A 25,093-nucleotide genomic window follows, 5' to 3' on the forward strand; every position below is an offset into this window, starting at 1 on the left:
CCGCTCAGCGCGCCGCGGCCGGCTGCTTGCGGTGCGAAGGCACGCAGGCCAGGATCAGCAGGGTGGCGCAGACCTCGACCGCCGCCACCACGTAGAGGCCGGGCGAGAGGCTGCCGGTGGAGGTCTTGATGAGCCCCAGCATCCAGGGCGCGCCGAAGCCGGCCAGGTTGGCGATGGAGTTGATCAGCGCCACGCCGCCGGCGGCCGCGGTGCCGGCCAGGAAGCGGTTGGGCATCTGCCAGAACACCGGAATGGCGCTCATGGTGCCGACGATGGCCAGGGTCAGGCCCACCAGCACGGCAAGCGCGCTATGCCCCAGGAAAAGCGCCACGCCCAGCAGCGACACCGCCCCGAGCGCCGCGGCCAGGCCGCAATGCCAGCGCGACTCCTGCTGCTTGTCGGAGTGGAAGCCGTTCCAGATCATGCCGATGGCGCCGCACAGGTAGGCCACCGCCATGATCCAGCCCACCGCCACCGGGTTGGTGAAGCCCACTTCCTTGACCAGCGTCGGGCCGTAGAAGGTCAGCGAGGAGTTGGCGGCAATGATGCAGAAGAAGATCAGGATCAGCAGCCAGATGCGCCCGCTCCTGAGCGAGGCCAGCATGCTGTGCTCGCGCTGCCCCAGCGAGCGGCCGTCGCGCTCGAGGTCTTCGTGGACCAGCTGGCGTTCGCGTGCCGTGAGCCAGTTGGCCTGCTCGGGCCTGTCGGTCAGGTAGAAGTAGGTGACGAAGCCGGCGATGACCGAGGGAATGCCCTCCAGCAGCAGCACCCACTGCCAGCCCGACCAGCCGTTCACGCCGTGCATGCCCGTCATGATGGTGCCGGCCAGCGGCCCGCCGATCACGCCCGCGAAGGCCGAGGCCGACATGAACATGCCGAAGGCCTTGGCGCGCCGGTCGTTGGGGAACCAGTAGGTCAGGTACAGGATGATGCCGGGGTAGAAGCCGGCCTCGAACACGCCCAGCAGGAAGCGCAGGAAATAGAACATCTCCGGCGTCTTCACGAACATCGTGGCGATGGAGGTCAGCCCCCAGCCGATGGTGATGCGCATGATGGTCTTCTTGGCCCCGATGCGCTGCAGCAGCAGGTTGCTCGGCACCTCGAAGAAGAAGTAGCCCAGGAAGAAGATGCCCGCGCCCAGGCCGTACATCGCCTCGCTCCACTTGAGCTCGTCGAGCATGGTGAGCTTGATGAAGCCGATGTTGACCCGGTCGATCCAGGCCAGCACCCACAGCAGCATCAGGAAGGGAATGAGCCGCCAGATGATCTTGCGGTAGACCCCGTCCAGCTCGGACGGGGTGGATGAAGGCCGGACCGATGCGGCCGCTGTGGTTGATGTCATGCTTGTCTCCATGTCCTTGATGTGGGGCGCCGCGATGCGGACCGGCAAAAGGAGCGCCGCCTGCGGAGGCACTGTAGGCACAATGGTCCCGCCGCGCGCACGGCGCGCGGAATGTGCGGCATAAACCAGAGCGATAGGTCGCGCCCCGCCAGGGCGCGCCATCCGGTCGAACCCCTAGACACATGACGAGAAGCCAGGACCTTGTCGACATCCACCTGCTGCGCGTGCTGGCGGCGCTGGTGGCCGAGCGCAGCGTTTCTCGCGCGGCGGTTCGCATGAACCAGACCCAGCCCGCCATCAGCGCGGCGCTGCGGCGCCTGCGCGACGCCTTCGGCGACCCGATCCTGGTGCGCGAGCGCGGCGGCATGGTGCCCACCGCCCGCGCGCTGCAGCTGCGCGACAGCGCGCGCGAGGTGCTCGGCGAAATCGACCGCATGCTGGCCGGCCCGGAGCGCTTCGAGCCCGCCTCCAGCACCGTGACCTTCACCATCGCCACGCCGGACTACCTGGCCGCCAGCTTCATGGCCGAGGTGGTGGCGCGCTTTCGCGCCGAGGCGCCGCAGGCGCGGCTGCTGATCCACCCGTTGACGCCCGGCTACGACTACGAGCGCGCGCTGGCACAGGGCGAGCTCGACATCGTGATCGGCAACTGGCCGCTGCCGCCCGAGCGCATGCACCTGTCGCTGCTGATCGAGGACGAACTCGTCTGCATGATGAGCCCGAACAACCCGCTGGCCGCACCGGGCGCGATGACGCTGCCGCGCTACCTGGCGGCCGCGCACGTGGTGCCCACGCCCTTCGCCAAGTCGCACCGCGCGGTCGTCGACAGCCACCTGGCCGGACTGCGGCAGACCCGCGACGCGCGCGTCTTCGTGCCCTACTACGCTATGGCGCCCTATCTCGTGGCCGGCAGCGACCTCGTCTTCACCACCGCGCGCCACTTCGCCGAACAGTTCACGCGCAGCCTGACGGTGGTGAACCTGCCGGCGCCCGAAGGATTTCCGCGCATGCGCTTCTACCAGCTGTGGCACGAGCGCTCGCAGCACCAGGGCGCACATCGCTGGTTGCGCGGCCTGCTCTCTACGGTGGGCAGGCACCTGGCAGAGACGGCACCGGGAGCGACGAGCGGGCCGCCCGTCGACGAAGCAGCCGACGGCTAGGACGAGGCCGAGGCCTCGCCGCCTTCGGTCATCCCCCGGCACAGCTCCAGGATCACCCCCCGCAGCCATCGGTGCGCGGGATCGCGGTCGAGGCGCGGGTGCCACATCTGCGAGATGGTGATCTGCTGCGTGGGCATGGGCAGCGAGAACGAACGCAGCGTGCTCTGCGCTCTCAGTCGGTCGAAGTACGAAGCGGGTATCAGGGCCACCAGGTCGGTCGCGGCCGCTATCGACAAGGCGGAGCCGAAGCTGGGCACGGTGACAGCGACGTTGCGCGCCAGCCCCATCGCCGCGAGCGCCACATCCGCCGGACCTTCCTTTCGGCCGTGGCGGGAAGTGACCACGTGGTCGCAGGCGGCGTAGCCTTCGGCGGTGATCTCGCCTTCGGCCAGCAGCGGATGGCCTTCGCGCACCGCGCCGATGAAGCGGTCCCGGTAGAGCGCCTGGATGCGCACCTCCGGCCCCGCCGAATCGCCGAGGACGCCGACATCGAGATCGATCAATCCCTCTCGCAGCGGGCGGACGTCCTTGTCGGGCTTGGGCGCGAAGCGCAGGCGCACGCCGGGTGCTTCCCGGGCGACCCGCGCCACCAGCACATGCGCGAAGGCTTCTATGAAGCCGTCGTTGGCCCTGATGGTGAAGAGGCGCTGGAGCGTGCGAGGGTCCATGCCGGCGTCGGCAGGCTGGAGGACAGCGCGCGACTCCTGCACCAGATCTCTCACGCGGTCGCGCAGTGCCAGAGCATGCGGCGTGGGCACCATGCCGCGCCCGGCGCGCACCAGGAGCTGGTCTCCGGTCGCCTCCCTCAGCCGCGCCAGCGTGCGGCTCATGGCCGATTCGCTCAGCCCCATGCGCTCGGCGGCCCTGGCCACGTTGCCTTCGGAGAGCAGTGCGTTCAACGCGGTCAGCAGGTTGAGATCGGCGTCCGGCATGCCCGACGCTAGCACAGCCTCACGGGTCCAGGCAGGCGCCGCATGCAGGAACAACCTGCGCGCCACGCTCTGGGCCGGCGCTTCATCGCGTCCTATTCTGGACCGACGCGATCGAGCGTCTCTTCAGGCCACTCCCATGCAGCTCTCACCTTCACTCCGCTCCGGTACTTCCAGTACCACTTCTTCTTCCTCTTCCTCTTTCGCCGACTCCCGCACCGCCGAAACCGAAGCGGCGAACGATGCCGATGGCCTGCCGCTGCCTCGGCGCATCGCAGCCGTCGCCGCCATCCTCGGCGCGGGTGCGCTCGTGGTGCTCGACGGCGCGATCGCCAACGTCGCGTTGCCGAGCATCTCCCTGCAACTGCACGCGACGCCTGCCGATGCAGTCTGGATCATCACGGCCTACCAGCTCGCGGTCGTCATGTTCCTGCTGCCCGCCTCGGCCATCGGCGCGAGGCTGGGCTATCACCGCGTGTTCGCCGGCGGCGTCGCGCTGTTCACCGCGGCGTCGGTGCTGTGCGCGCTTTCTCCGTCGTTGCCGTGGCTGGTGGCCGCGAGATGCCTGCAGGGGCTCGGTGCTGCCGCCGTGATGCCGCTCGGCCTGGCGCTGCTGCGCTTCACCTACCCGCGCCGGCTGCTTGCCCGCGCCATCGCCTGGAACGCGCTCGCGATCGCAGGCGCCACGGCGGCGGGGCCCTCCATTGGCGCCCTCATACTTTCGGCGGCGAGCTGGCCATGGCTCTTCGCGGTGAACCTGCCGATCGGCATCCTGGTGCTCGCCGCATGCACGAGGCTGCCGCGCGCTGCGCCGACGAAGGACCGCATCGACTTCTGGAGCATCGCGCTCAACGCGATCATGTTCGCCACGTTCGTGCTCGGCAGCGACCGGCTGCCGTCGAACCTGCTGCATGGCGCGGCGCTGCTCGGGGTCGCGGTCGTCTCCATGGTCCTGCTGGTGCGCCGCGAGATGCCGAAAAAGGCGCCATTGGTCCCGCTCGACCTGCTGCGCGTGCACTCGTTCCGCATCTCGATCATCGCGTCGGTCTGCTGCTTCACGGGCCAGATGGCCAGCTATGTCGCATTGCCCTTCTACATCCAGCACGAGCTGGGCCAGAGCACCGCGGCCACCGGCCTGCTGATGACGCCCTGGCCCCTGGCGGTGATGCTGGCCGCGCCGCTGTCGGCACGCCTGGCCCAGCGGGTGCCCACGGCATGGCTCTGCGCGGCCGGCAGCGCGTTCCTCGCAACCGGGCTGGCGCTGTGCGCGCTGTGGCCGATCCGCGGCAACCCGGCCCTGCCGATCGCGCTCTTCACCAGCCTCGCCGGCTTCGGCTTCGGTCTCTTCCAGACACCGAACAACCAGAACATGCTGCTCTCCGCCCCCAAGGAACGCAGCGGCGCGGCCGGTGGAGCGCAAGGGACTGCACGGCTCACGGGGCTGACGTTCGGAAGCCTGGCGATGAGCCTGGTGTTCGGTCTGCTGCCGTCGCACAGTGCGGTGCATCTGGGGCTGGCGATGGCGGCGCTGGCGGCCTTGGCCGGGAGCGTGGTGAGCCTGCTCCGGAGTCCGGGAAGGCCTGTCACCGCGTGATTGACGAGAAGGCAGGGCCGCCGATGCAGGAGAATCGATTGGCGGTCTCAAGCCAACCCACTGCAGGTGCGATGTGTTCTACATTGAATCGGATGTGCTTCGTCTCCTCCACGCGATTTCGTACTTCCGCTTCATGAAGCCGGAGGGCGCACTCCGGTTCTGGACGAAGCTGCGGGACGACGGAAAAGAGCTGGCCCACATGCTCCGCCAGTTCCCATCCGTGATGTACGAGCCGCTCGACACACTGTATGCATGCGCAAGAGCGGTGGCTTCGCTCGATGAAAAGCTCATCGCCGACCTGTCTGCCCACTACACATGGCGGGGCGTGACGCAAGCATCCTTTCTTGCCGCCCTTCAGCCCCATGCTGCCTACGCAAGCCATCTGCGAATGGCTCGCGACGGGGTTCCTCACAATCAATGGATCGTCGACCTGGCCCTCTGCGAGATACGTGGCTCATCGTGCAAGCCGTATCCCGAGCATCAGGCCGTTATCCGGGAGCTGCGCGAAGTCATCGCCTGCGTCTCGAAACAACCGGTCAGTCTGAGACGAGCGCCAACTGCAGAGGAATTGCTCCACCTGCAATCCGCCTCCGCCGAGATCTCGGATGCATACAAAAGAGGAGGCGTGGCACTGGCGAAGGCCGTGCTGGACGGTTCCGCCTGGCGGCCCTTTCTCTGAGCAGAGATTTCCTCTGGCACAGGAGCACGACGAGCTCGCAGCGGCGCTTCGACCAGGAAACCGCGATTTCTCCTGGTCATGTTGACAAATGTGAACTGGCACACATTCGTGGCCCGAAAGCGAATGCGGCCTCCTACTGCAATCCGTAGTATTCATTTTGTTTCACAACTGTCCTACGGAGCTTGCACGTGATGGCCTGCAGACCCTCGTTCCACCGAACGTACGAGCCGCTGAATGCGGTTCGCGGGTCCGCCGCACGAACGCGTGGCCCCACCGAGTCGAAGGCCACGTCCATGCCGTACACCTAGCCGTCGCCGCGTGCCGCGCGGATGCATTTCGCGAACCGCACGCCCTCTCTCCCGTGACCCGATAGCCGATCGCCGGCGCTCCCCGAAGGAGTGCCGTACTGCGTGAGGCCTTCGCACGTCCGGTGATTCCTGGTTTCCGTCTTGATTCCGCGCCGCAGCGCGGGATGGAGAACTGTTGCCGCAAGAAACGCGGCCTCTTCTCTCTTCACTGGGTTCGAGAAAAAGAAATTCGATCGAGGACGCAAATGGCTGCTCTCTCATCACCGACCGCCTGGCCTGCAGGCATGCATCGCCCCGCCGCATGGGCGCCGCGTGCATCCGCTGGAGGCCGCGCGCATGGCCCGCATGCCGAGGCCGCCGCCGACACCACGGCCAGGGCCGGCGCAACGCCCGCCGATCGTGTCGCGGCGCGCAGGGCCTGCGCCTTCGTGTTCGTCGCGAACCTGCCGCATCTCGCCGAGGCCTATGGGCAGGACTTCGCATCGGCCGCGAGCCTCGAAGTGCAGCGGCGGCTGTGCGCCAACTTCACCGCGTTGCCGTCGTCCGACATGGCCCGGCTGCGCGACGACTGCTTCCTGCTGTGGGCCAACGAGGCCTTCGACGGTGCGGCTTCGGGCGCACACGAGCCCGGCAAGCCGTCGCAGCCTTCGCGCCGGGCGAGCCGTCCCATCGAGACGCTGCTCGCGGTGCTCGGCGCCGAGCCCGTGCGCGCAGGCGGCATCGCCGCGCTGGTGCAGCTGCATGCCGACTGGATCGACGTGCGCTCGCCCGAGCAGCTCGGCGCCTCCGAGATCGAGCTCACGCTGTGGACCGCGCAGCCCTTCCCCGACTCGCGCGAAAGCCGGGCCGACGGCTGGCGCCAGCTCTATCGCGCCGACATGGACGTCGCGGTGCGCGTGAGCGAGGCGTTGCGCGCCGAGGAACTCTCGTTCTCGTGGCAGCCGGTGGTCCACCCCGGCAGCGTCGCGACCACGCTCTACCGCGGCGGCCGCGCGCGCATCGCGCCGGGCCGCGGCGACGCCGCCTCGCTCGTGCCTGAAGTGTTCATGCCGTGCCTGCAGCGCCTGGGCCTCACGCGCGCCTTCGACCGCACCGTGATGCGGCGCGCGGTCGCCGCACTGCGGCTGCAGCCCTCGGCGCACGTCGGCGTGAGCATCTCGGCGCAAGGCATCCAGATCGACCACTGGTGGGCCTCGCTGCTCGCGGTGCTCGACAGGGAGCCCGCGCTGGCCTCGCGGCTCGTCATCGAGATCTCGGACAGCGCCGCGCTGCCCGACCTCGAGGCGGCGCACGACTTCTGCGTGCAGCTGCAGCTGCGCGGCTGCCGCATCGCCATCCGCGACTTCGGCAGCGGCACCGACAACCTCGCGGCCGTGCAGGCCTGCGGACCCGACATCGTGAAGCTCGACGCGGCCCTGCTGCGCCGTGCGCGAGACAGCGAATTCGGCCGCGAGTGCCTGCGCGGAATGCTCGCCATGTGCGCGCACTTCGCGCCGCACGTGGTGGTCGAGGGCATCGAGCGCGACGACGACGTGCACATCGCATCCCGCGCCGGCGCGCAATGGCTGCAGGGCTACGGCGTCGGCCGGGAAGGAGGCAAGGCATGAGCATCCCCACGGACATGGAGCTGCGCCTCGCGCGGCTGAGCACCGACCTGCTGCTGATGCAGCGCGCCGTGCTGGAGCTGATGCAGGAGTGCAGCCCGCAGCCTGCCAACGCCAGCGAACACGACCTCATCGCCGCCGCGCAGTACCGCGCGCTCGAAGCCGCATTGCACGCGCCCAGGCCGCCAGCCTCGCCGTCGCTGCGCGGTGGCGAAGCCGGCAGCGAGGGCGGCGAGCTGCTCGCGTGGCCCGGCTTCCCGAAGCCCGTGCAAAGGGCGATGCGCGCCTGACCCGCCCGCATCGCGTTCACCCGATTCCCATGTTTTCCATTTCCTTCCGCAGGATTCCCATGCCCACCCAACTTGCCCAGGCCTTCACCGGCACTCGCGCAGCGCATGCGCACCGGCCTTCCGCCGCGTCGCGCTCCTCCTTCGCTTCGCGCTCCTTTTCGTTCAATGCCGCGCGCGCCGCGCTGTGCGCGCTGCTCGCCGTCGCGGGCGCATGCGCGTCGGCCAACAACGTCGGCGAGAACAGCGCCTGGCAGTTCCAGACCTCCGCCGACAAGGCCAACCAGGCCGCGGTGCAGGACATGATCCAGCGCAAGAAAGCCGGCTCCTACGGCGCGGCCAACTACACCACCAACAACTACGTAGGCAAGCAGTACAACTGCGACGTCACCTCGACCGCGCAGGGCAACCAGGGCACCAACAGCACCACCGCCAACTCGCCCGGCACCAGCGGCGCGTCGGCCAACTCCACCGGCAACTCGAGCACCGGCGTCGGAGGCACCGGCACGGTGAGCACCGGCCAGGCCAACAGCGGCGCCGTCGGCTCCGCGGTGATCGGTTCCACCACCAGCAACGTGCAGGGCTGGTCGAGCCAGGCCCTGAACTCCAATCAGACCAACACCGGCAGCCAGAGCGCAAGCATCAGCGGCAGCACGGCCTGCGCCTTCGGCGCACTCAACTGACCACCCAACCGACAGGGAAGAAAAAGGAATGACTCCATTCAAGTCGATCCGCGCATTGCCGCGCGGAAAAGCCGCGTCGCGCGCCCTCGCCGCCTCCGCCGCCGTCATGAGCCTGGCCGGCTGCGTCGTCGCGCCGCAGCAGCAGATGGCGCCGAAGGAAGCACCCGTGGTGCTGGGCCCCGCCGTGCGCGAGAACGTCACGCCCATGGAAGCCGTGCTCGCCTGCTTCGGCGACCACGTGGCGGCCACGCAGCGCCCGCCCATCGTCATCACCGTGGGCGACGTGAAGGACTACACCGGCAAGTACAGCATCAACGAAGGCAACGCCATCACGCAGGGCGGCGCGCTCATGGTGTATTCGGCGCTGGGCAAGCTCGGCGGCGCCGTGCAGGTGGCCGAGCGCTTCGACCCGGTGATCGCGGAGCGCGAACTTGGCTATGCCGATCGCCGCCAGCTCGGCGACGGCCGCACCCACCAGCTCGCGGGCCCGAACGGCGGCCAGACGGTGCCGTGGCTGCCGTACTTCGGCGGCTCGATCAACAAGTCCGACTACTTCATCGTGGGCGGCATCACCGAGCTCAACTACAACATCAACTCCGGCGGCGCCGAGATCGGCGTGAACCAGGTGGGCGTGAAGGCGCGCACCTTCAGCCAGTCGGTGGGCATCGACCTGCGCATCGTCGACACCAAGACGCTGATGATCGTGAAGACCATCAGCCTGACGAAGCAGTTCAACGGCTACGAAGTCGGCTTCAACGTCTTCCGCTTCTTCGGCAGCAAGCTCTACGACATCGACGTGGGCGCCAAGGGCCAGGAGCCGGTGCAGATGGGCGTGCGCGCCGCGCTCGAGGAAGGCGTGGTGCGCCTGGTGGCGGCGGTGTCGAAGGTCGACCCGAATCCCTGCCTGGGCATGCGCATGACCGGCGAGCTGACCCTCACGCCCGCCGAGCAGCTGCGCACCGTGCCCAACCCGCTCGTCGACGCGGCGGGCGCCCCGGTGCAACAGGGCGAGGCCGTCAACGCGGCCAGCCAGACGGGCGCGAGCCTCACGGGCTCGAGCCTGCAGATCCCCTTCGAGTTCGGCGCGGCCGCGCTCACGGGCGGCACGCTGAACCTCATCGACCAGATCGCGGCGGCCGCGGCCAAGGCGCCCACCGAAGTCGTGCTGGTCGCGCGCGACACCGAGAACTGGGACGCGGGCAAGCGCGACCTGCTCACCGACCAGCGCATCGGCGTGGTCACCACCGCGCTCGCATCGCGCGGCATCGCGCCCGGCGGCATCAGCGTCACATGGCGTCCAGACAAGGCCGACACGTCGATCCATCGCGACGGCCCCGGCCTGCAGGAGATCGCCAAGCTCCGCGTCCAGGGCGCGGGGAGGGGTGGACCGGCCCGTCCGGTCCGTGAGGAGAACGCAACCGGAGGGAAGTAACCCAGAGGCACCACGAAGTCTTCATCGCAGCACGGCGCGGCATCCGTCATTCCGCCATTCATCGAACCAGTCTTTTTTTCCAGATCCATCAAAGGAAGAACCATGCAGAAGAACCGCAGCAAGAACCCGCGCGGCCGTGCCAACGGCGCGCCGCTCAGCAGCATCGGCCTTGCCGTGCTGGCCACGCTCGTAGCCGGTGGCGCGCAGGCCGCCGACACGACGGTCTCCACCATTCCCGCGGTGGCCGTCAACACCACGGCCTACCAGAGCGTGCAGTCGGTGCAGGACAAGGCGCAGCCGGTGACGGCCACGGCCTCCGGCAGCGTCATCGACCTCAGCACTGACGGCGCGCAGACCGGCAGCAGCAACACCGTCACGCAGAACAGCGTGAAGGCCTCCGCCACGGCCAACGCCTTCACCAACGCAATCGACCTGTCGCTCGCCGGCGGCACCGGCCCGGTGCCGGCGGAAGGCGCGGCCTCGCTGGGCGTGCAGACGAACAGCGGCGTGGTCTCCAGCAACGCCAACGGCAACACGGTGCGCGTCGACCTCGACGGCTTCTCCAGCGGCGGCGCGGCCAACACCGCCAACACCATCTCGGCGAGCACCACGCTCAACAGCGGCTCGTCGACCATCTCCGGCACGGTGCCGGTCGACTACGCCTCGACCACCCCCGGCTCGGTCACGATCAACTACACGCCCGCCGGCGCCGGCAGCACGGCGCACGGCAGCCTGGTCGCGACCTCGGTGCAGCAAGGCACCGGCGCGGCCTCTTCCGCATCGGCCAGCGGCAACGCCCTGGCGCTCTCGCTGACCGCCGACGGCAACAACAACGTCGCCGCGGCACCTGTGCTCGACGGCAACACGGTCTCGGCCACGCTCAAGGGCAACACCGCCAACAGCACCATCGGCGTGCAGTCCGGCGGCGCACCGGCCTTCACCGGCTCGGCCGTGGTCTCCAACCAGCAGCTGAACCAGTCGGCCACGCCGGTCACGCACTCGGCGCAGGCCAACGGCAACAGCGTGATCGCTTCCATCGGCAGCGGCACCGTGGGCGGCACCAACACGCTGAAGGGCTCGCTCTCGGTCCAGGGCAACACCATCTCCAGCGCCGCCACGGGCAACGAAGCCCTCGGCGCGACCGCCGGCACGGCCGGCAACCGCATCGTGCTGGCCGACGGCGTGTCGGTCTCCGGCTCGGGCGCTCCCACCGTCAACACCGGCGCCTACAACGGCGGCAGCCTGTCGAGCACGCTCGCGGCCGATCTGGCCGTGGCCAACAGCCAGGGCAACGTTGGCGTGTCGCTCAGCGCCGCCACGCAGGGCACGGGCGTCGTCGCCGCTGCGCAGTCGATGGACGGCGGCGCGGTCACCGTGGCGAACAACGCGATCACCGCCTCGGCCACCGGCAATGCAGGCTCGAACGCGATCCTGAGCGGCAAGGATGCCGCCGCGTTCACCGCGACCGCCGCTCTGGCCAACCAGCAGAGCAACTACAACGGCGGCGTGAGCGCCATCGCCGGCCCGAGCGTCGTCGGCGCCATCACCGGTTCGGAGAACGGCACCAACAACGCCAGCGCCGTCTCGGTCACGGGCAACCGCACGGCCGCCACTGCCTACGGCAACAACGCCAGCCAGAGCCTCGCGCTCGCAGCCAACGCGCTGCCGCTGTCGGGCGCCGATGCCGTGCTGTCCGGCGGCAGCCTGCCCGACGGCAACGTCGGGGCCTCGGGCGCGGCCACGATCACCAGCCTGCAGGGCAACTACTCGGCACCGGTCTCGGCGCAGACGGTGGGCTCCATCGTCGGCCTGATGGCCGATTCGCGCGGCACCGGCGGCGACACCATCCACGGCAGCACCTTCACCGTGGGCAACAACACGCAGGAAGCCGTGGGCGTGAGCAACAGCGCCAGCAACGCGCTGTCGCTGACCGGCACCACCGTGGGCTCCGGCGCGGGCGTGGCCAGCGTGCAGGTGACCGACGGCGCCTCGCCGGTCGGCGCCCTGCTCGCGGGCTCGACCGCCGCGGCCTACGTCGGCACGCACGCCACCGACAGCACCGTCGCGCTCACCAACAACCTGCAGCGCGCAGTGGCCTATGGCAACTCGGCCGCCAACAGCCTGAACGTGACCGCCAACAGCGCCAGCGTGGCGCCCTCCGAGGCACCCGCCTCGGTGGCGACGCCGGCCGCCGGCTCGGCCGGCGTGGTCGCGGCCTATGGCGTGCTGAGCAACCAGACGGCCGCCGGCGCGGTGAGCGCCGTGGCCGACGGCACCAGCATCTCGCCCCTGGGCGCGCAGGCGGTGCTGATCGAAGGCAACGTCACCCGCAGCGCCGTGTCGAACCAGGGCAACGCCTTCGTCGCAGCCGCCTACGGCAACGACGCGACCAACGCCGCCAAGCTGGCGCTGGGCACCGGCGCCACCGTGGCCGGCGCAGCCTCGGTGGGCAACGTCACCAGCGTGCAGAACGCGGTCGGCTCGGTCACCGCGACGGCCTCGGGCGGCAACGTGGTTTCCACGGCCATCGAGGACAACGTCGCCGCATCGACCGTGGCGACCTCGGGCAACCAGCTGCAGGCCCTGGCCTACGGCAACCGCGCGGGCGGCAACACCCTCGACGTGTCGGGCAACACGCTCGCGACCGTCACGGCCCAGCCGCGCGCGGTGAGCAACGGCGGCACCGCCACCACCGATGCAGCCTTCAGCGTGCAGAGCGTGCAGAACGCCTCGGGCAGCCTGACCGCGTCGCTGCGTTCCGGCGACGGCCCGGGCGCGACCGCTTCGCAGATCCGCACCCAGATCGGCGGCGACGTCACCGGCTCCAGCGTGGCATCGAACGGCAACAGCGCCAGCGCCGCGGCCACGAGCAACAGCGCCACCAACGGCCTGACGCTCGCGGGCAACAGCCTGTCGACCTCCAGCGCGGTGCAGAACGTGCAGGGCAGCAGCGCCTCGGTGCAGGCGCTCGCCGGCCAGGCCGGCACGCCGGGTACGCCGGCTTCGCCCGCCACGCCGTTCAGCTATGGCGCGCGGGTGTTCGACACCGATGCGCTGGGCGGCAATACCTCCGGCGGCACCACCACGATCACCAGCGGCGTGCTGGTCGTTGATATCTCGACCCTCACGTCGGCCGAGATCGCCTACCTGACCAGCCATGGCTGGACCACGGGCAGCGGCGCCACCGCCGGCATGCTGACCGCGGCCGCATCCATCCTGGGGCCTGTCTCCGTCGGCACGTACAGCCAGCTGCTGGCCGGTGCGACGGTTCCGTTCAACGCCACCATCCCCGGCACGTCGGCTGTCGCAGCCATCCCGAACCAGGGCGGCGTCACGGTCGCGGTGGGCGGCAACGTCACGGGCTCGCAGCTCGCGGTCAACGGCAACAGCAGCAATGCTGCCGTCACGGGCAACAGCGCCGCCAACAGCGCCTCGGTCACCGGCAACACCATCGCCTCCGGCGGTGCGACCACGGCCAGCGCCGGCAGCCTCACGGGCGGTGCGACCGGCGCGCAGGCCGACCACACGCTGTCGAACGTGCAGCAGGTCACCGGCGCGGCGGCACTGACGACCAGCGTCTACGGCACCTACGCCATCGACGCGACGGCTGGCGCGGCCATCTCCGGCTCGACGCTGAGCGTGTCCGGCAACAGCCAGCGCGGCAGCGCGGTGGCGAACACGGCCACCAACAGCCTGAGCCTGGCCGGCACCAACGTCTCGAGCACCTCGGCCCTGTCGTCGGCGCAGTCGAGCAACGCGGCCGTCTCGGCGAGCTCGAACCTGGCGCTGTACGCGCCGGGCGCGGTCTCGGCTTCGTCGGTGGACATCTCGGGCAACAAGAACGTGTCGCTGGGCGTGATCAACGACGTCACCAACACGCTGAGCGTGAAGGCCTCCAACGTGACGCCGGCCGGCGCCACCGCCAACGCGCAGCTGGTGGCCGGCACCGCCACGGGTGACCACGTGCTGAACAACGCGCAGTCGGCAACGACCTCGGTGAGCAGCACCGCGACGACGAGCCTGTACAACCAGGACCAGACGGCCGCGGCCACGACGGGCCTTGCCAACAGCACGGCGACCATCAGCGGCAACAGCACGACCGCCGAAGCCTCGGCCAACCGTGCCGACAACAGCGTGGCGCTCAACGGCGCGGCGGTGCTCGGCGCGAGCGCGGGCCTGAACAACACCCAGTCCAGCAGCGCTGCCGTGACGGCCAACGCCTCGACCTCGGCCACGTTCAAGCTCGACGGCACCGCACCGGCAACGGCCGCGGCGCTGAACAGCGGCATCACCATCGACGGCAACAGCACCACGGCGCTGGCACGCGGCAACGCCGCCAGCAACGCGCTGAACGTGTCGGCAGGCAGCGGCTACGCCGCGGCCTCGCCGGTCGCGGGCAGCTCGGCCGGCGGCGCCACGCAGGCCACGGCGGCGCTGCTCAACACGCAGGGCAACACCGGCAACGTGTCGGCCAGCGCGAGCGGCACCTACCAGGTCGCGCTCAACGGCACGAGCGCCGGCACGGCACCCGGCCTGACGAGCGGCACCGCCGCGCTGACCAACAACACCGTCGCCGCGCAGGCCTACGGCAACTCGGCCACCAACGCGGTGACCGTGGCTGCCACGGCGGCCAACCGTCCGACGGTCGCGGTGGGCAACTACCAGACCAACAGCGGCGCCATCACCGCGACCGCCACCGCCGTGAACTACGGCGTGGGCGTCACCGGTGCGACCGCCGGCAGCACGCTGCGCGCCGCAGGCAACCAGGTGACGGCGACCGCGGTGGGCAACTCCGCCGTGTCGACGATCGCCTCGGCCCGCTGAGCGTCGTCCCCCTGCCCCGGCGCGTGCGCTCCCGCGCGCCCGCCGGGGCTTTTCTTTCCGCCCGCCTCGCACGCATCGACAGCCGCGGGCCGGGCATTGCGCAAGCCATGTACCTGCATCCCCTCATCGCCAACGTGCCGCCGGCAGAACGGGCGGCACTCGTCCACAGCTGCGAGCTGCGCTCCTTCAGGCGCAACGAGACCGTGCTGGCCGCCGACACCTGGACCGACCGCATCTACTGCGTGGCCAGCGGGCTTCTGCGCGTCGTCGCCCACGGCAAGGGCAACCCGCAGGCCAGCGACGTCACCACCGACTTCATCCGCCAGGACGATTTCTTCCTGAGCCCCTCCTTCGCGGAGGACCGATACCAGGCCATGCAGACGCTCGTGGCCGCACTGCCTTCGGCCGTCTACCTGGTGCCCGTGGCCGCCATCCGCCGCCTGTGCGGTGCGCATCCTGAAGTGGCCATCGGCCTGCTCGGGCTCGCGATGAAGCGCATGAGCGTCATCCGCAGCCAGCTGCGCCGCATCTCCGCGCTATCGGCCGAAGACCTGGTGGGGCGCGTGCTGCACCAGCTCACGCTGCTCGCGCCCGCGGGCACGGGCGGCTACGACAAGCGCATCACGCAATCGGTGATCGCCTCGTATTCGGGGTTATCGCGCGAGGTGGTCAACAAGACCATGCGCGACATGGAGAACCGCGGCCTTGTGCGGCGCGACGAGCACGGCATCCACGTGCAGCCCGACTTCGCCGCCACCGACTTCGGCGGGCTGCTGCCCATCGAGCAGAGCTTGTCGGCGACGGAGCCGCTGCAGCATGACCCGATGCTTCCGCCGGAGTTCTTCGACATGCCGCGCGTGCGGCGCGCGGGCGAGTCCCGCGAAGATTGAAAGCGAACGCCCGGCCGCGATTGCCGGGCTTTTTTCAGGCGAAGTCGGTCGTCGCGAAATCGTTGGCGACGTGCACGCCGTCATCGTCGCGGCGCACCAGGCCGCGCAGCTCGAAGTCGCGCATGGTCTTGTTGACCACCTCGCGCGACAACCCCGAGTACGACGCGATCACCGATTGCGTGATGCGCTTGTCGTAGCCCCGCTGCCCCGCGGGCGCGAGCCGCGTGAGCTGCTGCAGCACGCGCAGCACGGAGTCTTCGGCAGGAAGCACCGAGATGCGATGGAACTGGCCACGCAGCGTGCTCATGCGCTTCATCGCGAGCCCCAGCAGGCCCAGCGCGACTTCGGGGTGCCTGGCGCACAGGGCCCGTATCTCCGCGATGGGCACCAGGTACACCGACGAAGGCAGGGCTGCAATGAGCGTCTGCTTCGAGCGGTAGCTGTCTTCGCGTATCGACAGGTCGAAGAAGAAGTCGTTGGGGCCGATGAGCTCCGTCGTCATCTCGGAGCCGTCGCGATGGTCCAGCGTGACCACTCGCAACAGGCCGCTTGCAACGCAGTAGATCTGGTCGGTGGAATCGCCGGCCGTCAGCACGACTTCGCTGCGCTTGTAGGAATGCAGGCGGCTGGATTCACCGAGCTTCGCGCGCTCCGCCATCGGCAGGCTCGCCATCAGGGGATGTAGGTACATCTCCGAATGGTGCTTGCCAAGGCCACTTCCGGGGAACACACAAACATGGGAGGCTGCTAATCAGATCGAATCGAATCGGATCGGCTCAGGCAGGCTGCCAAGCCACGTGCACCGCCTGCGCGTCGCGCCGCAGCAGGCCGCGGTGTTCCATGTCGCGCATGGTCTTGTTGACCACCTCGCGCGACAGGCCCGAGTACGAGGCGATCATCGACTGCGAGATGCGCTTGTCGTAGCTTCCCTCGCGCACCGGCGCCAGCTGCGTGAGCTGGTGCAGCACGCGGTGAACCAGTTCTTCCGAAGGCAGCGTGGACACGCGCCGCATCTGGCCGCGCAGCATGCCCATGCGGCTGACCACGAGTCCCAGCAGCGCCATGGCGACTTCGGGGCGGCGCGCGCACAGCTCGCGCATGGCCGCCACTGGCACGAGGTACACCGATGAAGGCAGTACCGCCACCAGCGACTGTTCGGCGCGGTAACTGTCCTCGCGGACCGGGAGATCGAAGAAGCCGTCGGGCCGGATGAACTCGCTCGTGAACTCGGGCTTGTGCTCGCGCTCGGGCGTCACCACGCGCAGCAGGCCGGTCGCCACGCAGTAGAGCTGGTCGGTCGATTCGCCGACCTCGAGCACGGTCTCGTTGCGCTTGAAGTGCCGCAGCTGGCACTGTCGCGCGAGCGACGCCCGCTCTGCGGTCGGCAGGCTGGCTGTCAGGGGATGCAGGTACATGGGCGCGCATGATTCGCGAAGGCGCGCGCTGCGTCTTCTCAATGCGCGCAAACGCCCTCATCCGGGCTCGCCGGCCACCTCATGTGCAGTGCCTCGAGCCATCGCGCGGGCGTCGTTGGGCGTCATCTCGTAGGCCGCGCGGAACGCACGGTAGAAGGTCGCGATGCTGTCGAAGCCGCAGAGGTAGGCGATGTCGGTGACCGAACGCCCCGGCTCCGAGGCCAGCATGCGCGATGCGCACTCCAGCCGCATCGCAGTGAGCGTGCGGGCGAAGGACTGCCCCGTGGGCTCGAACAGCACATGCACCTGTCGCAGCGAGATGCCCAGTTCGCGCGCCACCGCGCCGGGCGACAGGCCGGGCTGCCGCAGGTCGCGCGACAGGATGCCGCGCGCGGCATGCAGCAGACCGCTGCGCAGCGCGGCGCGGCTCTCGGGCAGGCCCGGCGCGAGACGCCCTCGCGACACCAGCGCCAGCCGCGCGACGTGCGCCACCTCGGCCTCGGGGTTGGAGATGTCGGCCGGGCGCGTGGTCAGCGCATGGAACAGCGCCATCAGCGGCCGCGCCACAGGCAGGGCCGTGTCCATCGGCGTGGCGAACAGGTCCTCGGCCTGCGCGCCCAGCAGCAGCTCCTGCGTCAGCGGAATCCGCAGGGTGCGGAAGTCGAAGCCGTCGGAGCGCTCCGGAACCCCGGCATAAGGCAGGTCGGAGTGGTTGACCACGAGATCGCCCTCGCGCACGCGCTGCGGCGGCGCCCGGCCCACGCCGATCCACCCCGGGCCGCGCACCTGCAGCCCGATGCACAGGCTCTGGCCCGCCACCCGCGCGATGTCGGCCGGCGTGCGGCTCACCCGGTAGGAAGACGCGCGCAGCTCGGAAACCGTCGCCCCGCCGACCGCGACCGCGGCGAACCGCCCCTGGAAGGCCTCGCGCCGCGCGCGGTCGAGCTCGATGGTGACGCCGAAGAGATGCCGCCCACGCACCTCGCACCAGTGGTCGAAGCGGTCCTGAGGGCGGATGTCGTCTGTGGAGAAGTTCAGCATGGCCGTCGGCGTCGGGAGCGCGATGTTGCCAGAATAATGAATTCTTCGTACTTTCCTGTTTGGCAGTACGGCACGCCCCCGGAGGGGTCTTTCAGGCGCCGACCAGTCGCCCTGCATTCGAACCCAGGCCCTGGCAGAGCCCATCCGAAGGCCACCGGGCTCTTTGCACCGGAATGTGATCCGCAGCACATTTGCCCCCCGAAAGCGGGTGCGCGAGCGCGAGGCGATTAATACCATTGACCTCGCTTTCCGGTGGTCCGGTCAGCGATCCGCCGACCTCGGGCCGGCACCACTTTCCGCTTTCAAGATGCTGTCCCTCCATGCTCCCGAGGCGGTCGCCGCGCCCATGTACGCAGACCGCCTTCCGCCCCGTGCCTTCGCGCCCCAGCCCGGGTTCGGGCATTCTGCCCATGCAGTGGCGGTGGCCGGCGCGCTGTGCCAGCTGTTCACGCAGGCCAGCGAGGTCCAGCTCGCGTCGCTGCTGCACTCCATCGAGGCCGGCGACGCTCCGGCCGCGGCGCGCACCGCGCAGGGCATCCTCGGCGCCATCGCGTTCACCGCTCGCGGCGAACCGGCGCCCGAAACGACCTCCATCGCCTTGTCTTCGCGCGAGTTGAAGGTGCTGTGCATGATCGCGCGCGGCGCGACCAACCGGCAGATCGCCGAGGAGACGCACCGCTCCATCAACACCATCGAGGCGCAGGTGAAGAGCGTCTACCGCAAGCTCGGCGTGAACTCGCGCACGCAGGCCGTGCGCGAGGCGATGCAGCGCGGGCTGCTGACGTGGCAGCCCGGGCGCGACGACGGGGTGTCGATTGCCGCGGATGGAGCAAGCGTTTCTCCGGCCTGCTGAAGCTGCCGCATCGAGGCTGGACGAACCCGAACGGGCACCAGCACCGGCACCGCCTCGAATGGCCACTGAAAAGACAGCCGCTCCCGAAATGGGCAAGCTACGTCTTTCACCAGCCAACGAGAGAAAGAAATCACCATGGCAAAAGCCTATTGGGTCAGCGCATACCGCGCCATCAAGGACGCCGACAAGCTCGCGGCATACGCCAAGCTCGCAGCCCCTGCGATCACCGCCGGCGGCGGGCGCTTCCTGGCACGCGGCCTGCCCGCCAAGGTCTACGAATTCGGATTGTCCGAGCGCACCGTGCTGATCGAGTTCGACAGCGTCGAGCAGGCTACCGCCACGCACGACAGCCCCGAGTACAAGGCCGCGCTCGCCGCACTGGGCGATGGCGCGGAGCGGGATCTGCGGATCGTCGAAGGAATCTGAGCCGACGGGGGCCGCGTTTCCTCGTCAGTAGGAACCCGGCGGCGGCGTATGCCGCAGGCGCCGCGACGTGGTCATGTTGATGAAGCGCGCGCGCGCCCTGCCCAGCCGGGCACGCCCCGCGCCGACGAAGCCGCCTATTGCCGACTTGATTGCATCCGCGGTGGGCGACTCTCTCGGATACGAGGGTGACAGCCCGCACTTGCGCATCAGCCTGTTCACCTGGTGAATGCGGGCCACTTCGCGCGTTGTCGCGGTGTAGAAGGTCACACCGATCGAGATCGAGAGGCGATCGCCAGGGTCGCCCGAGCCGACCCGTGATCTCGTCATGTGAGGCGAGGTGCTCGGGAAGTAGATGGCGTCTCCCGGCTTCGCGTCGAACTCCAGCCCGAGCGGCAGGAAGGCTTCGTCGAAGCGCACCTTCTTCAGCGACTGCGTGACGATGAAATCTTCAACGGCATCGGCCGGCACGATGCTGCGGTCTCGGTGGTCCCACACGTTGAGCGTCTTGTGGCCGTGCAGTTGCAGCCAGAAGTTGTTCTCCCGGTCGATGTGGAAGGGCGTGACCGAAGGCGGGGCGGAGAAGAAGACGAATCCGTTCACCCTGAAGATGTCCGGCTGCTCGCGCTCGACCAGCGAGCGCATCGAGTTCACCACCGACATCAGCAGCGCCTGGTAGCGGGGAATGACTTCGATGTTGTAGAAGGCGACCGACGAACTCGGCTCCTCCATGCACTCGAAGAACTCCTCGAAGCTGCGCCCGCCGGGAGGCCGCCCCTCGTGCGCCAGCGAGGACGAGACCGTTCTCTTCGGGTCCATGAACCTGCACTGGTCCACCTTCGACAGCTCCATCCCGAGCTTCACGAGCTCGGGCACCTGGAACAGCGGATGTTCGTGGAAGTTGTGGTGCATCGGCGCGATCCTCTGAGTGGAGAAACCGCCAGGATCATCCGTCCAGACCCGATACGTCGTTGCCGACGCTGCGACAGGACTCATGCTGGTCACGAACATCGCAACCTCCAGTTCGCCTTGCGGGCTTTCACCCCCGACCGGGAGCCAAGTCCGCGAACGAAAAGTAATGCTTTGGGATTCAATATTCGGACGAATTTCTGAACATTGCCTGACCACGCAAGCCTCGTCCGATCGCTCCCGCAGCCTCTCTTCATGAGCGGCTGTTCGGGGGCCGCCCGAGGCGGCTCAGGCTTCGCCGATTTCCTGGCGAATCAGCTCCAGCCCCTGCCGGTAGGTGGTTGGCTCGAATCCCGGAAATCGCCGCTTGAACTTCGTGGAGTCGAAGAGGTTGTCGTGCCCGTACCGCGGCAGCAGCTCGGAGATCTCGCGCACCTGCTTCGAGAAGATGCCGGCGGCCATCAGTGTCCACCTGCCGATGACCTTGTGCGCGGCGTCCCTGCCGAACACCCCGCAAGCCATCGCGACGAACTCCTTGTAGGTGAGCCGGTCGTCGCAGCACGGCAGATGCCATGTCTGCCCGAACGCATCGGGCGTGTTTCCGATGGCGGCCAGTGCACGGCTCGCATCGGGCGTCCAGATGAGCGTGCGCAGCCTGTCGTCGCGCACCGGCACGCGGGGCGTCCTTCCGGCCTTGAGCCTGTCGATCACCAGTGCGTTGGTGAAGCTCTGCGTCCTGCCCGGCCCGTAGAACTCCGGAGCCCGGCCGATGAGGACCGGGATGTCGCCGCGCGCCATCTCCTCGAGCACCATGGAAGCCATCGCGGCGCGCACCCTGCCCTTGCGCCCGACCGGCATGAAAGGCGTTTCCTCGGTCTGGAGGCGATCGTCCTGCGGGTACATGTAGGTGTTGTCGAAGTACGCGAACTTCGCGCGCGCCGCGCGACAGGCGTCGAGGGCGTTCTTCAGCATCGCGGGAAACTGCGCTTCCCACAGTTGCGTGTCAGGGGGCAGCCCGGCGGTGAAGTAGACGATGCTGCTGCCCTCGACCGCCTCGGCGGTCTGTCGCGCATCGAGAAGGTTCGCGGACACCAGCACATCGGCGCCGTCGACCTTGCGCGGATGGCGGCTCACCAGCTTCACGTCGCTGGTGTGGCTACGCCGCAATTCACGCGCGAGCTCTGTCGCGATCTGGCCGTTCGCTCCCAATATCGTCTGCATCGGGCTTCCTCGTTCTGTCTGCGTAAAGGCGCGAGACTAAGCTTGAAGCAAGGTTCAATGTCAAACTCCGCGCCTTGCACGAAGCATTGCCCACATGAAGATCGGAGAACTCGCCCAACGCACGAGCCTTGCGCCCTCGCGCATCCGCTTCTACGAACGCGTCGGCCTGCTCAAGGCCGTCGAGCGCCAGGCCAACGGATACCGCAGCTATCCCGCCGATGCCGTGACGGTGCTTCAGCTCATCACCACCGCGCAGAAGGCAGGCTTCAGCCTCGATGAACTGCGCAAACTGCTGCCCGGAGACCTCGCGCAATGGGAACACCATGCGCTGCTCGACACGCTGCGCCGCAAGGTGGACGAGATCGAGGCACAGCAGGCTCGGCTCGCTCAAAGCAAGGCACAGCTGGTCGAACTGATGGAGCAGATCGAGGCGAAGCCGCAGGACATGGATTGCGCGGCCAATGCGAAGCGCGTGCTTTCGCGGATGCGTCTGGCGCCCCCTTCGCCGGCAACGAAAGCGAAAGTCGGGAACGCCGTTCGCAACGGAAGCCAGTAAAACCGGTCATCGATTCATTGAGCAGGGAGCGACAACATGCAGTCACACAAACTCGAACTCTTCGCGGACTACTTCCAGTTCTACCTGCAGGACGAAACGGCGGAAGGCGACCTCTCCGATGCATGGGACGACCCGGCTGTGGAGCGCATGCTCGCCGTGGCACCCGGCGTGGTCGGTCTGGGCACCGCGCGCAACATGGACGTGTCCGTGACGCTCGAGCTTCTGGATTCGGAACCCGCGAACGGCATCGACGAATTCGATCATGTGGTCGAGGGCACGCTGGCAATCGAGACCGGACCGCTGGTCGTGGCCGGCTGCACGGACTACTTTCCGGATGCCGCGCGGTTCGATCTCGAGCCCGGTGCATACAGGGTCAGGCTTTCGTGCTCCGGCTTGAACACGCTGTCGGAAGACGGGCTGGAGGGAGAGGACCGGTATCTAGTGCAGCTCTGGCTGGCTCCGGCGATCGAGCCCGAAGTGCTCAGGCAGCACCTTTCTTAGGCCTCCTTGCAGCCGGCTGGCTGCAGTCCGTCAAGACTTGCTGCGACGCAGGAACATATGCGTGGCACGCTCGCCCGCCACCTGCCGCTCGCACTTGTAGCCCAGAGCCGGAAGATCGAGGCCCGCGAACAGCGCCTCGCCCTTGCCCAGCAGCAATGGCCGCACGGCCAGATGCAGTTCATCGATCAGGCCTGCCTTCAGATATTCGCGCACGGTAGCCGCGCCGCCGCCCAGGCGCACGTCGCGCCCACCGGCGGCGGCTTGCGCCTGCTCCAGCGCGTCATGGATGCCGCCAGTGACGAAGTGGAAAGTGGTACCGCCCTTCATCGTCAACGGCGCACGGGCATGGTGGGTCAGCACGAAGACCGGCACATGGTACGGAGGCTCGTCGCCCCACCAGCCTTTCCAGCTCTCGTCGGGCCACGGACCGCGCACCGGTCCGAACATGTTGCGCCCGAGGATCCAGGCTCCCATCTCGGCGAAGCCTTGCTCGGCCATCTGGTTGTCGACGCCGGTCTCGCCATTGGTCTCGCCCGTCTTCTGCATCTGCTGCCAGACGCGCGTGGGAAAGAACCAGTCCATGAGCTCGGGGCCGCGAACGCCCAATGGGTGCTCCAGGCTCTGGTCCGGGCCGGCGGCGAAACCGTCGAGCGAAACGCCGAAGCTGCGCACAAGCAATCGGGTCATCGAGTCGTCTCCTGCAAATGATGAGTTGCAGTTTAGCGCGGGGGCCATATGCATCGGTTCTTCGAATGCGGCCTCATCCATGAAGGTGTCGAGTATCGAGGGGCATCGAGTACGCACTACGATCGGATGCGATGTGCACGCCTGCACAGCGATTCCGACAATTCGTCTCCAGCCGTTCTCACCCCAAAATGAAACTGCCTACCTTCGACCGAGATGCCGCACGCGCGTTGATCAAGGAGAAAGCCGACGCGCCTTTCCCGGCGTTCGATGTGGGCACCCGTGCGCATCACCGCGTGGACCGGGAGCTCCACGCCGAGGCCGCCCTGCTCTTCTGCCTTGCAGCCGAGCGGGCGGATGCCGAGCATCGTGCCGACCAGTCCAAGCCCAGCCAGGCGATGAACCATCTCGTTCGCGCAGGCATCGCGTTCAATCGCGCGGGAGATGCCAAGACCGCGGAGCCGCTGCTGCGCCAGGCCATTGCCTTCGATTGGGCCGGGCAGGGACTTCCGAACGACAAGCACATGGTGGAGTGGGCTTTCTTCCAGCTGCTGCTGAGCGCCAGGAGCGAACCGGGCCGCTTCGCGCAGTTGTTCGACGAAGCCGTGTCACGATGCGCGGAGGTCGGCAGGGACTACACGGTGATCCATCCGCATCAGGAAGAACTGCTCGAGATCGCCCTCGGCATGGAACATCGCCTCATCGTCGAGAGGCTTGCCGGGAAGATCGCGGAGCGCCGCCCGGCCAGGAAGGCGACCAAGGAACTGCTGGCGCGGGCCAGGGCCTTCCTCGCCGGCACCCAATAACAGGCCCCTACCGGCTGGCCATTGAATCGAGACAAGCTGCCCATGCAATCGAACGGAACCCTGCGCGGCATCGCCGCGATGCTGCTGGCCTGTGCCTTCTTCGCCTGCATGGACGCCGTGCTCAAGACCCTGGCCGGGCACTACCCGCCCGTGCAGGTGATGGCACTGCGCGGCCTCACTGCCCTGCCTTTGGTGTGCCTGTACATCGCCTGGCGACGCGAGACGGCCGGCGTCTTCAACCGCCGCCTGCGCTGGCCGCTGCACCTGCTGCGCACCGCGCTGAACATGACGATGCTCGTGCTCTTCGTCCATGGCCTGAAGACCCTGGGCATGGCCGAGGCCTACACGCTCACCTTCATCGCTCCGCTGCTGATGGTGCTCATCGCCGTGCCGATGCTGGGCGAATCGATCCAGCCGCGGCACTGGATCGCCATCGGGCTGGGCTTCGCCGGCGTCGTGATCGCGCTGCGGCCCGAGCAGGGAGCCTTCCTCTCGACGGGCGCACTGGCGATCCTGGTGGCCGCGGCCTGCTATGCGCTGTCGAACATGCTGGGCAGACTCATCAGCCGCACCGAGTCGAGCGCGGCGCTGGTCTTCTGGACCACGGTGGGCATGGCCGTGGGCGGCAGCCTGGCATCGGCGCCGCAATGGGTGCCCATCCAGGCGGAGCACGCATGGCTGCTCGCAGGCCTGGCCATCAGCGGCTTCCTTGGCCAGTTGGCCATTGCCGAGGCCTTCCGCCACGGCCAGGCCGCGGCCATCGCGCCCTTCGAGTACAGCGCCCTCGCCTGGGCCCTTCTGTTCGACTGGATCTTCTGGCAGGCCGCGCCCGATGCGTGGACGCTGGGCGGCGGGGCATTGATCGTTGCGAGCGGACTGTGGCTGGCGCGGAGCGAGGCACCGAGGGCTGCGCGGGAAAAACAACAGGCCGCCTGAACCGCATCGGGCGCAC

At 68.5% G+C, this 25,093-nt stretch carries 23 protein-coding genes; 15 read left to right on the forward strand and 8 right to left on the reverse strand.

Translation table 11 applies throughout. The features are described from left to right. Positions 1-4: 4 nt before the first annotated feature. The gene (locus tag SFB74_RS23160) at positions 5-1,342 is read right to left on the reverse strand and encodes an MFS transporter (protein ID WP_432726635.1); all 1,338 of its coding nucleotides are present in this window, start codon (positions 1,340-1,342) and stop codon (positions 5-7) included. Positions 1,343-1,524: 182 nt separating this feature from the next. On the opposite strand from SFB74_RS23160, the gene SFB74_RS23165 reads away from it, so the two are divergent. Continuing rightward, the gene (locus tag SFB74_RS23165; protein ID WP_432726636.1) at positions 1,525-2,502 is read left to right on the forward strand and encodes a LysR substrate-binding domain-containing protein; all 978 of its coding nucleotides are present in this window, start codon (positions 1,525-1,527) and stop codon (positions 2,500-2,502) included. On the opposite strand, the gene SFB74_RS23170 is transcribed toward SFB74_RS23165, so the two are convergent. Beyond that, positions 2,499-3,434: a LysR family transcriptional regulator gene (locus SFB74_RS23170; RefSeq protein WP_432726637.1), complete on the reverse strand. Its 936-nt coding sequence runs from the start codon at positions 3,432-3,434 to the stop codon at positions 2,499-2,501. The two genes, SFB74_RS23165 and SFB74_RS23170, sit on opposite strands and share 4 nt — an antisense overlap. A gap of 136 nt (positions 3,435-3,570) precedes the next feature. Here SFB74_RS23170 and SFB74_RS23175 point away from each other — a divergent pair, with 136 nt between their 5' ends. The 8 genes from SFB74_RS23175 (at position 3,571) to SFB74_RS23210 (ending at position 15,732) form a co-directional block, all read left to right on the forward strand. Next, complete coding sequence (locus SFB74_RS23175; protein WP_432726638.1) at positions 3,571-5,025, forward strand: MFS transporter; 1,455 nt, start codon at positions 3,571-3,573, stop codon at positions 5,023-5,025. 73 nt (positions 5,026-5,098) lie between these two features. Further along, complete coding sequence (locus SFB74_RS23180; RefSeq protein WP_432726639.1) at positions 5,099-5,704, forward strand: hypothetical protein; 606 nt, start codon at positions 5,099-5,101, stop codon at positions 5,702-5,704. 592 nt (positions 5,705-6,296) lie between these two features. Next, the gene (locus SFB74_RS23185; RefSeq protein ID WP_432726640.1) at positions 6,297-7,619 is read left to right on the forward strand and encodes an EAL domain-containing protein; all 1,323 of its coding nucleotides are present in this window, start codon (positions 6,297-6,299) and stop codon (positions 7,617-7,619) included. Then, complete coding sequence (locus SFB74_RS23190) at positions 7,616-7,906, forward strand: hypothetical protein (RefSeq protein ID WP_432726641.1); 291 nt, start codon at positions 7,616-7,618, stop codon at positions 7,904-7,906. Before SFB74_RS23185 ends, SFB74_RS23190 begins: the two co-directional genes overlap by 4 nt. A 59-nt stretch (positions 7,907-7,965) precedes the next feature. Beyond that, the gene (locus SFB74_RS23195) at positions 7,966-8,586 is read left to right on the forward strand and encodes a hypothetical protein (protein ID WP_432726642.1); all 621 of its coding nucleotides are present in this window, start codon (positions 7,966-7,968) and stop codon (positions 8,584-8,586) included. 28 nt (positions 8,587-8,614) lie between these two features. Continuing rightward, positions 8,615-10,018 (forward strand): CsgG/HfaB family protein, encoded by a 1,404-nt coding sequence (locus SFB74_RS23200; protein WP_432726643.1) that lies wholly within the window; start codon positions 8,615-8,617, stop codon positions 10,016-10,018. A gap of 102 nt (positions 10,019-10,120) precedes the next feature. Then, positions 10,121-14,842 carry a beta strand repeat-containing protein gene (locus SFB74_RS23205; RefSeq protein WP_432726644.1) on the forward strand — a complete coding sequence of 1,574 codons (4,722 nt, stop codon included), beginning with the start codon at positions 10,121-10,123 and terminating at the stop codon, positions 14,840-14,842. Between the two features lie 107 nt (positions 14,843-14,949). Next, on the forward strand, positions 14,950-15,732 hold the full coding sequence (locus SFB74_RS23210; RefSeq protein ID WP_432726645.1) for a Crp/Fnr family transcriptional regulator: 783 nt from the start codon (positions 14,950-14,952) through the stop codon (positions 15,730-15,732). Between the two features lie 34 nt (positions 15,733-15,766). Here SFB74_RS23210 and SFB74_RS23215 read toward each other — a convergent pair whose 3' ends face one another. The 3 genes from SFB74_RS23215 to SFB74_RS23225 form a co-directional block, all read right to left on the reverse strand. Further along, positions 15,767-16,423, reverse strand: a complete 657-nt coding sequence (locus tag SFB74_RS23215) for a Crp/Fnr family transcriptional regulator (RefSeq protein ID WP_432726646.1) — start codon at positions 16,421-16,423, stop codon at positions 15,767-15,769. An 85-nt stretch (positions 16,424-16,508) separates the two neighbouring features. Next, positions 16,509-17,147 carry a Crp/Fnr family transcriptional regulator gene (locus SFB74_RS23220; RefSeq protein ID WP_432726647.1) on the reverse strand — a complete coding sequence of 213 codons (639 nt, stop codon included), beginning with the start codon at positions 17,145-17,147 and terminating at the stop codon, positions 16,509-16,511. Between the two features lie 57 nt (positions 17,148-17,204). Then, positions 17,205-18,188, reverse strand: coding sequence for a helix-turn-helix domain-containing protein (locus tag SFB74_RS23225; RefSeq protein ID WP_432726648.1), 984 nt, complete (start codon positions 18,186-18,188; stop codon positions 17,205-17,207). 307 nt (positions 18,189-18,495) lie between these two features. Here SFB74_RS23225 and SFB74_RS23230 point away from each other — a divergent pair, with 307 nt between their 5' ends. Then, the gene (locus tag SFB74_RS23230) at positions 18,496-19,041 is read left to right on the forward strand and encodes a response regulator transcription factor (RefSeq protein WP_432726649.1); all 546 of its coding nucleotides are present in this window, start codon (positions 18,496-18,498) and stop codon (positions 19,039-19,041) included. 135 nt (positions 19,042-19,176) lie between these two features. Further along, entirely contained in the window at positions 19,177-19,467 is a 291-nt protein-coding gene (locus SFB74_RS23235; protein WP_432726650.1) for a DUF1330 domain-containing protein, read from the forward strand. 24 nt (positions 19,468-19,491) lie between these two features. Here the strand turns inward: SFB74_RS23235 and SFB74_RS23240 are convergent, their stop codons facing one another. Both SFB74_RS23240 and SFB74_RS23245 read right to left on the reverse strand, forming a co-directional pair. Then, positions 19,492-20,376 carry a JmjC domain-containing protein gene (locus tag SFB74_RS23240; RefSeq protein ID WP_432726651.1) on the reverse strand — a complete coding sequence of 295 codons (885 nt, stop codon included), beginning with the start codon at positions 20,374-20,376 and terminating at the stop codon, positions 19,492-19,494. A gap of 285 nt (positions 20,377-20,661) precedes the next feature. Beyond that, the gene (locus SFB74_RS23245) at positions 20,662-21,594 is read right to left on the reverse strand and encodes an NAD-dependent epimerase/dehydratase family protein (RefSeq protein WP_432726652.1); all 933 of its coding nucleotides are present in this window, start codon (positions 21,592-21,594) and stop codon (positions 20,662-20,664) included. Positions 21,595-21,688: 94 nt separating this feature from the next. Here SFB74_RS23245 and SFB74_RS23250 point away from each other — a divergent pair, with 94 nt between their 5' ends. Together SFB74_RS23250 and SFB74_RS23255 are read left to right on the forward strand one after the other, a co-directional pair. After that, positions 21,689-22,150, forward strand: coding sequence for a MerR family transcriptional regulator (locus tag SFB74_RS23250; protein ID WP_432726653.1), 462 nt, complete (start codon positions 21,689-21,691; stop codon positions 22,148-22,150). Between the two features lie 36 nt (positions 22,151-22,186). Beyond that, the gene (locus tag SFB74_RS23255; RefSeq protein ID WP_432726654.1) at positions 22,187-22,651 is read left to right on the forward strand and encodes a hypothetical protein; all 465 of its coding nucleotides are present in this window, start codon (positions 22,187-22,189) and stop codon (positions 22,649-22,651) included. A gap of 30 nt (positions 22,652-22,681) precedes the next feature. Here the strand turns inward: SFB74_RS23255 and SFB74_RS23260 are convergent, their stop codons facing one another. Continuing rightward, a complete protein-coding gene (locus SFB74_RS23260) occupies positions 22,682-23,338 on the reverse strand; it encodes a dihydrofolate reductase family protein (protein WP_432726655.1) in 657 nt (218 codons plus the stop codon). A gap of 188 nt (positions 23,339-23,526) precedes the next feature. On the opposite strand from SFB74_RS23260, the gene SFB74_RS23265 reads away from it, so the two are divergent. Both SFB74_RS23265 and SFB74_RS23270 read left to right on the forward strand, forming a co-directional pair. Then, on the forward strand, positions 23,527-24,141 hold the full coding sequence (locus SFB74_RS23265) for a hypothetical protein (RefSeq protein WP_432726657.1): 615 nt from the start codon (positions 23,527-23,529) through the stop codon (positions 24,139-24,141). Between the two features lie 42 nt (positions 24,142-24,183). Further along, positions 24,184-25,077 carry a DMT family transporter gene (locus SFB74_RS23270; RefSeq protein WP_432726658.1) on the forward strand — a complete coding sequence of 298 codons (894 nt, stop codon included), beginning with the start codon at positions 24,184-24,186 and terminating at the stop codon, positions 25,075-25,077. Positions 25,078-25,093: the final 16 nt, after the last annotated feature.

The organism is Variovorax xiamenensis (genome assembly GCF_050916385.1).
GTDB lineage: Bacteria > Pseudomonadota > Gammaproteobacteria > Burkholderiales > Burkholderiaceae_C > Variovorax.

Coding starts and splice junctions, on each gene's coding strand:
- SFB74_RS23160 (WP_432726635.1), bottom strand. CDS start 1,342: ATGACATCAACCACAGCGGCCGCATCGGTCCGGCCTTCATCCACCCCG.
- SFB74_RS23165 (WP_432726636.1), top strand. CDS start 1,525: ATGACGAGAAGCCAGGACCTTGTCGACATCCACCTGCTGCGCGTGCTG.
- SFB74_RS23170 (WP_432726637.1), bottom strand. CDS start 3,434: ATGCCGGACGCCGATCTCAACCTGCTGACCGCGTTGAACGCACTGCTC.
- SFB74_RS23175 (WP_432726638.1), top strand. CDS start 3,571: ATGCAGCTCTCACCTTCACTCCGCTCCGGTACTTCCAGTACCACTTCT.
- SFB74_RS23185 (WP_432726640.1), top strand. CDS start 6,297: ATGCATCGCCCCGCCGCATGGGCGCCGCGTGCATCCGCTGGAGGCCGC.
- SFB74_RS23190 (WP_432726641.1), top strand. CDS start 7,616: ATGAGCATCCCCACGGACATGGAGCTGCGCCTCGCGCGGCTGAGCACC.
- SFB74_RS23195 (WP_432726642.1), top strand. CDS start 7,966: ATGCCCACCCAACTTGCCCAGGCCTTCACCGGCACTCGCGCAGCGCAT.
- SFB74_RS23200 (WP_432726643.1), top strand. CDS start 8,615: ATGACTCCATTCAAGTCGATCCGCGCATTGCCGCGCGGAAAAGCCGCG.
- SFB74_RS23205 (WP_432726644.1), top strand. CDS start 10,121: ATGCAGAAGAACCGCAGCAAGAACCCGCGCGGCCGTGCCAACGGCGCG.
- SFB74_RS23210 (WP_432726645.1), top strand. CDS start 14,950: ATGTACCTGCATCCCCTCATCGCCAACGTGCCGCCGGCAGAACGGGCG.
- SFB74_RS23215 (WP_432726646.1), bottom strand. CDS start 16,423: ATGTACCTACATCCCCTGATGGCGAGCCTGCCGATGGCGGAGCGCGCG.
- SFB74_RS23220 (WP_432726647.1), bottom strand. CDS start 17,147: ATGTACCTGCATCCCCTGACAGCCAGCCTGCCGACCGCAGAGCGGGCG.
- SFB74_RS23225 (WP_432726648.1), bottom strand. CDS start 18,188: ATGCTGAACTTCTCCACAGACGACATCCGCCCTCAGGACCGCTTCGAC.
- SFB74_RS23230 (WP_432726649.1), top strand. CDS start 18,496: ATGCTGTCCCTCCATGCTCCCGAGGCGGTCGCCGCGCCCATGTACGCA.
- SFB74_RS23235 (WP_432726650.1), top strand. CDS start 19,177: ATGGCAAAAGCCTATTGGGTCAGCGCATACCGCGCCATCAAGGACGCC.
- SFB74_RS23240 (WP_432726651.1), bottom strand. CDS start 20,376: ATGCACCACAACTTCCACGAACATCCGCTGTTCCAGGTGCCCGAGCTC.
- SFB74_RS23245 (WP_432726652.1), bottom strand. CDS start 21,594: ATGCAGACGATATTGGGAGCGAACGGCCAGATCGCGACAGAGCTCGCG.
- SFB74_RS23250 (WP_432726653.1), top strand. CDS start 21,689: ATGAAGATCGGAGAACTCGCCCAACGCACGAGCCTTGCGCCCTCGCGC.
- SFB74_RS23255 (WP_432726654.1), top strand. CDS start 22,187: ATGCAGTCACACAAACTCGAACTCTTCGCGGACTACTTCCAGTTCTAC.
- SFB74_RS23260 (WP_432726655.1), bottom strand. CDS start 23,338: ATGACCCGATTGCTTGTGCGCAGCTTCGGCGTTTCGCTCGACGGTTTC.
- SFB74_RS23265 (WP_432726657.1), top strand. CDS start 23,527: ATGAAACTGCCTACCTTCGACCGAGATGCCGCACGCGCGTTGATCAAG.
- SFB74_RS23270 (WP_432726658.1), top strand. CDS start 24,184: ATGCAATCGAACGGAACCCTGCGCGGCATCGCCGCGATGCTGCTGGCC.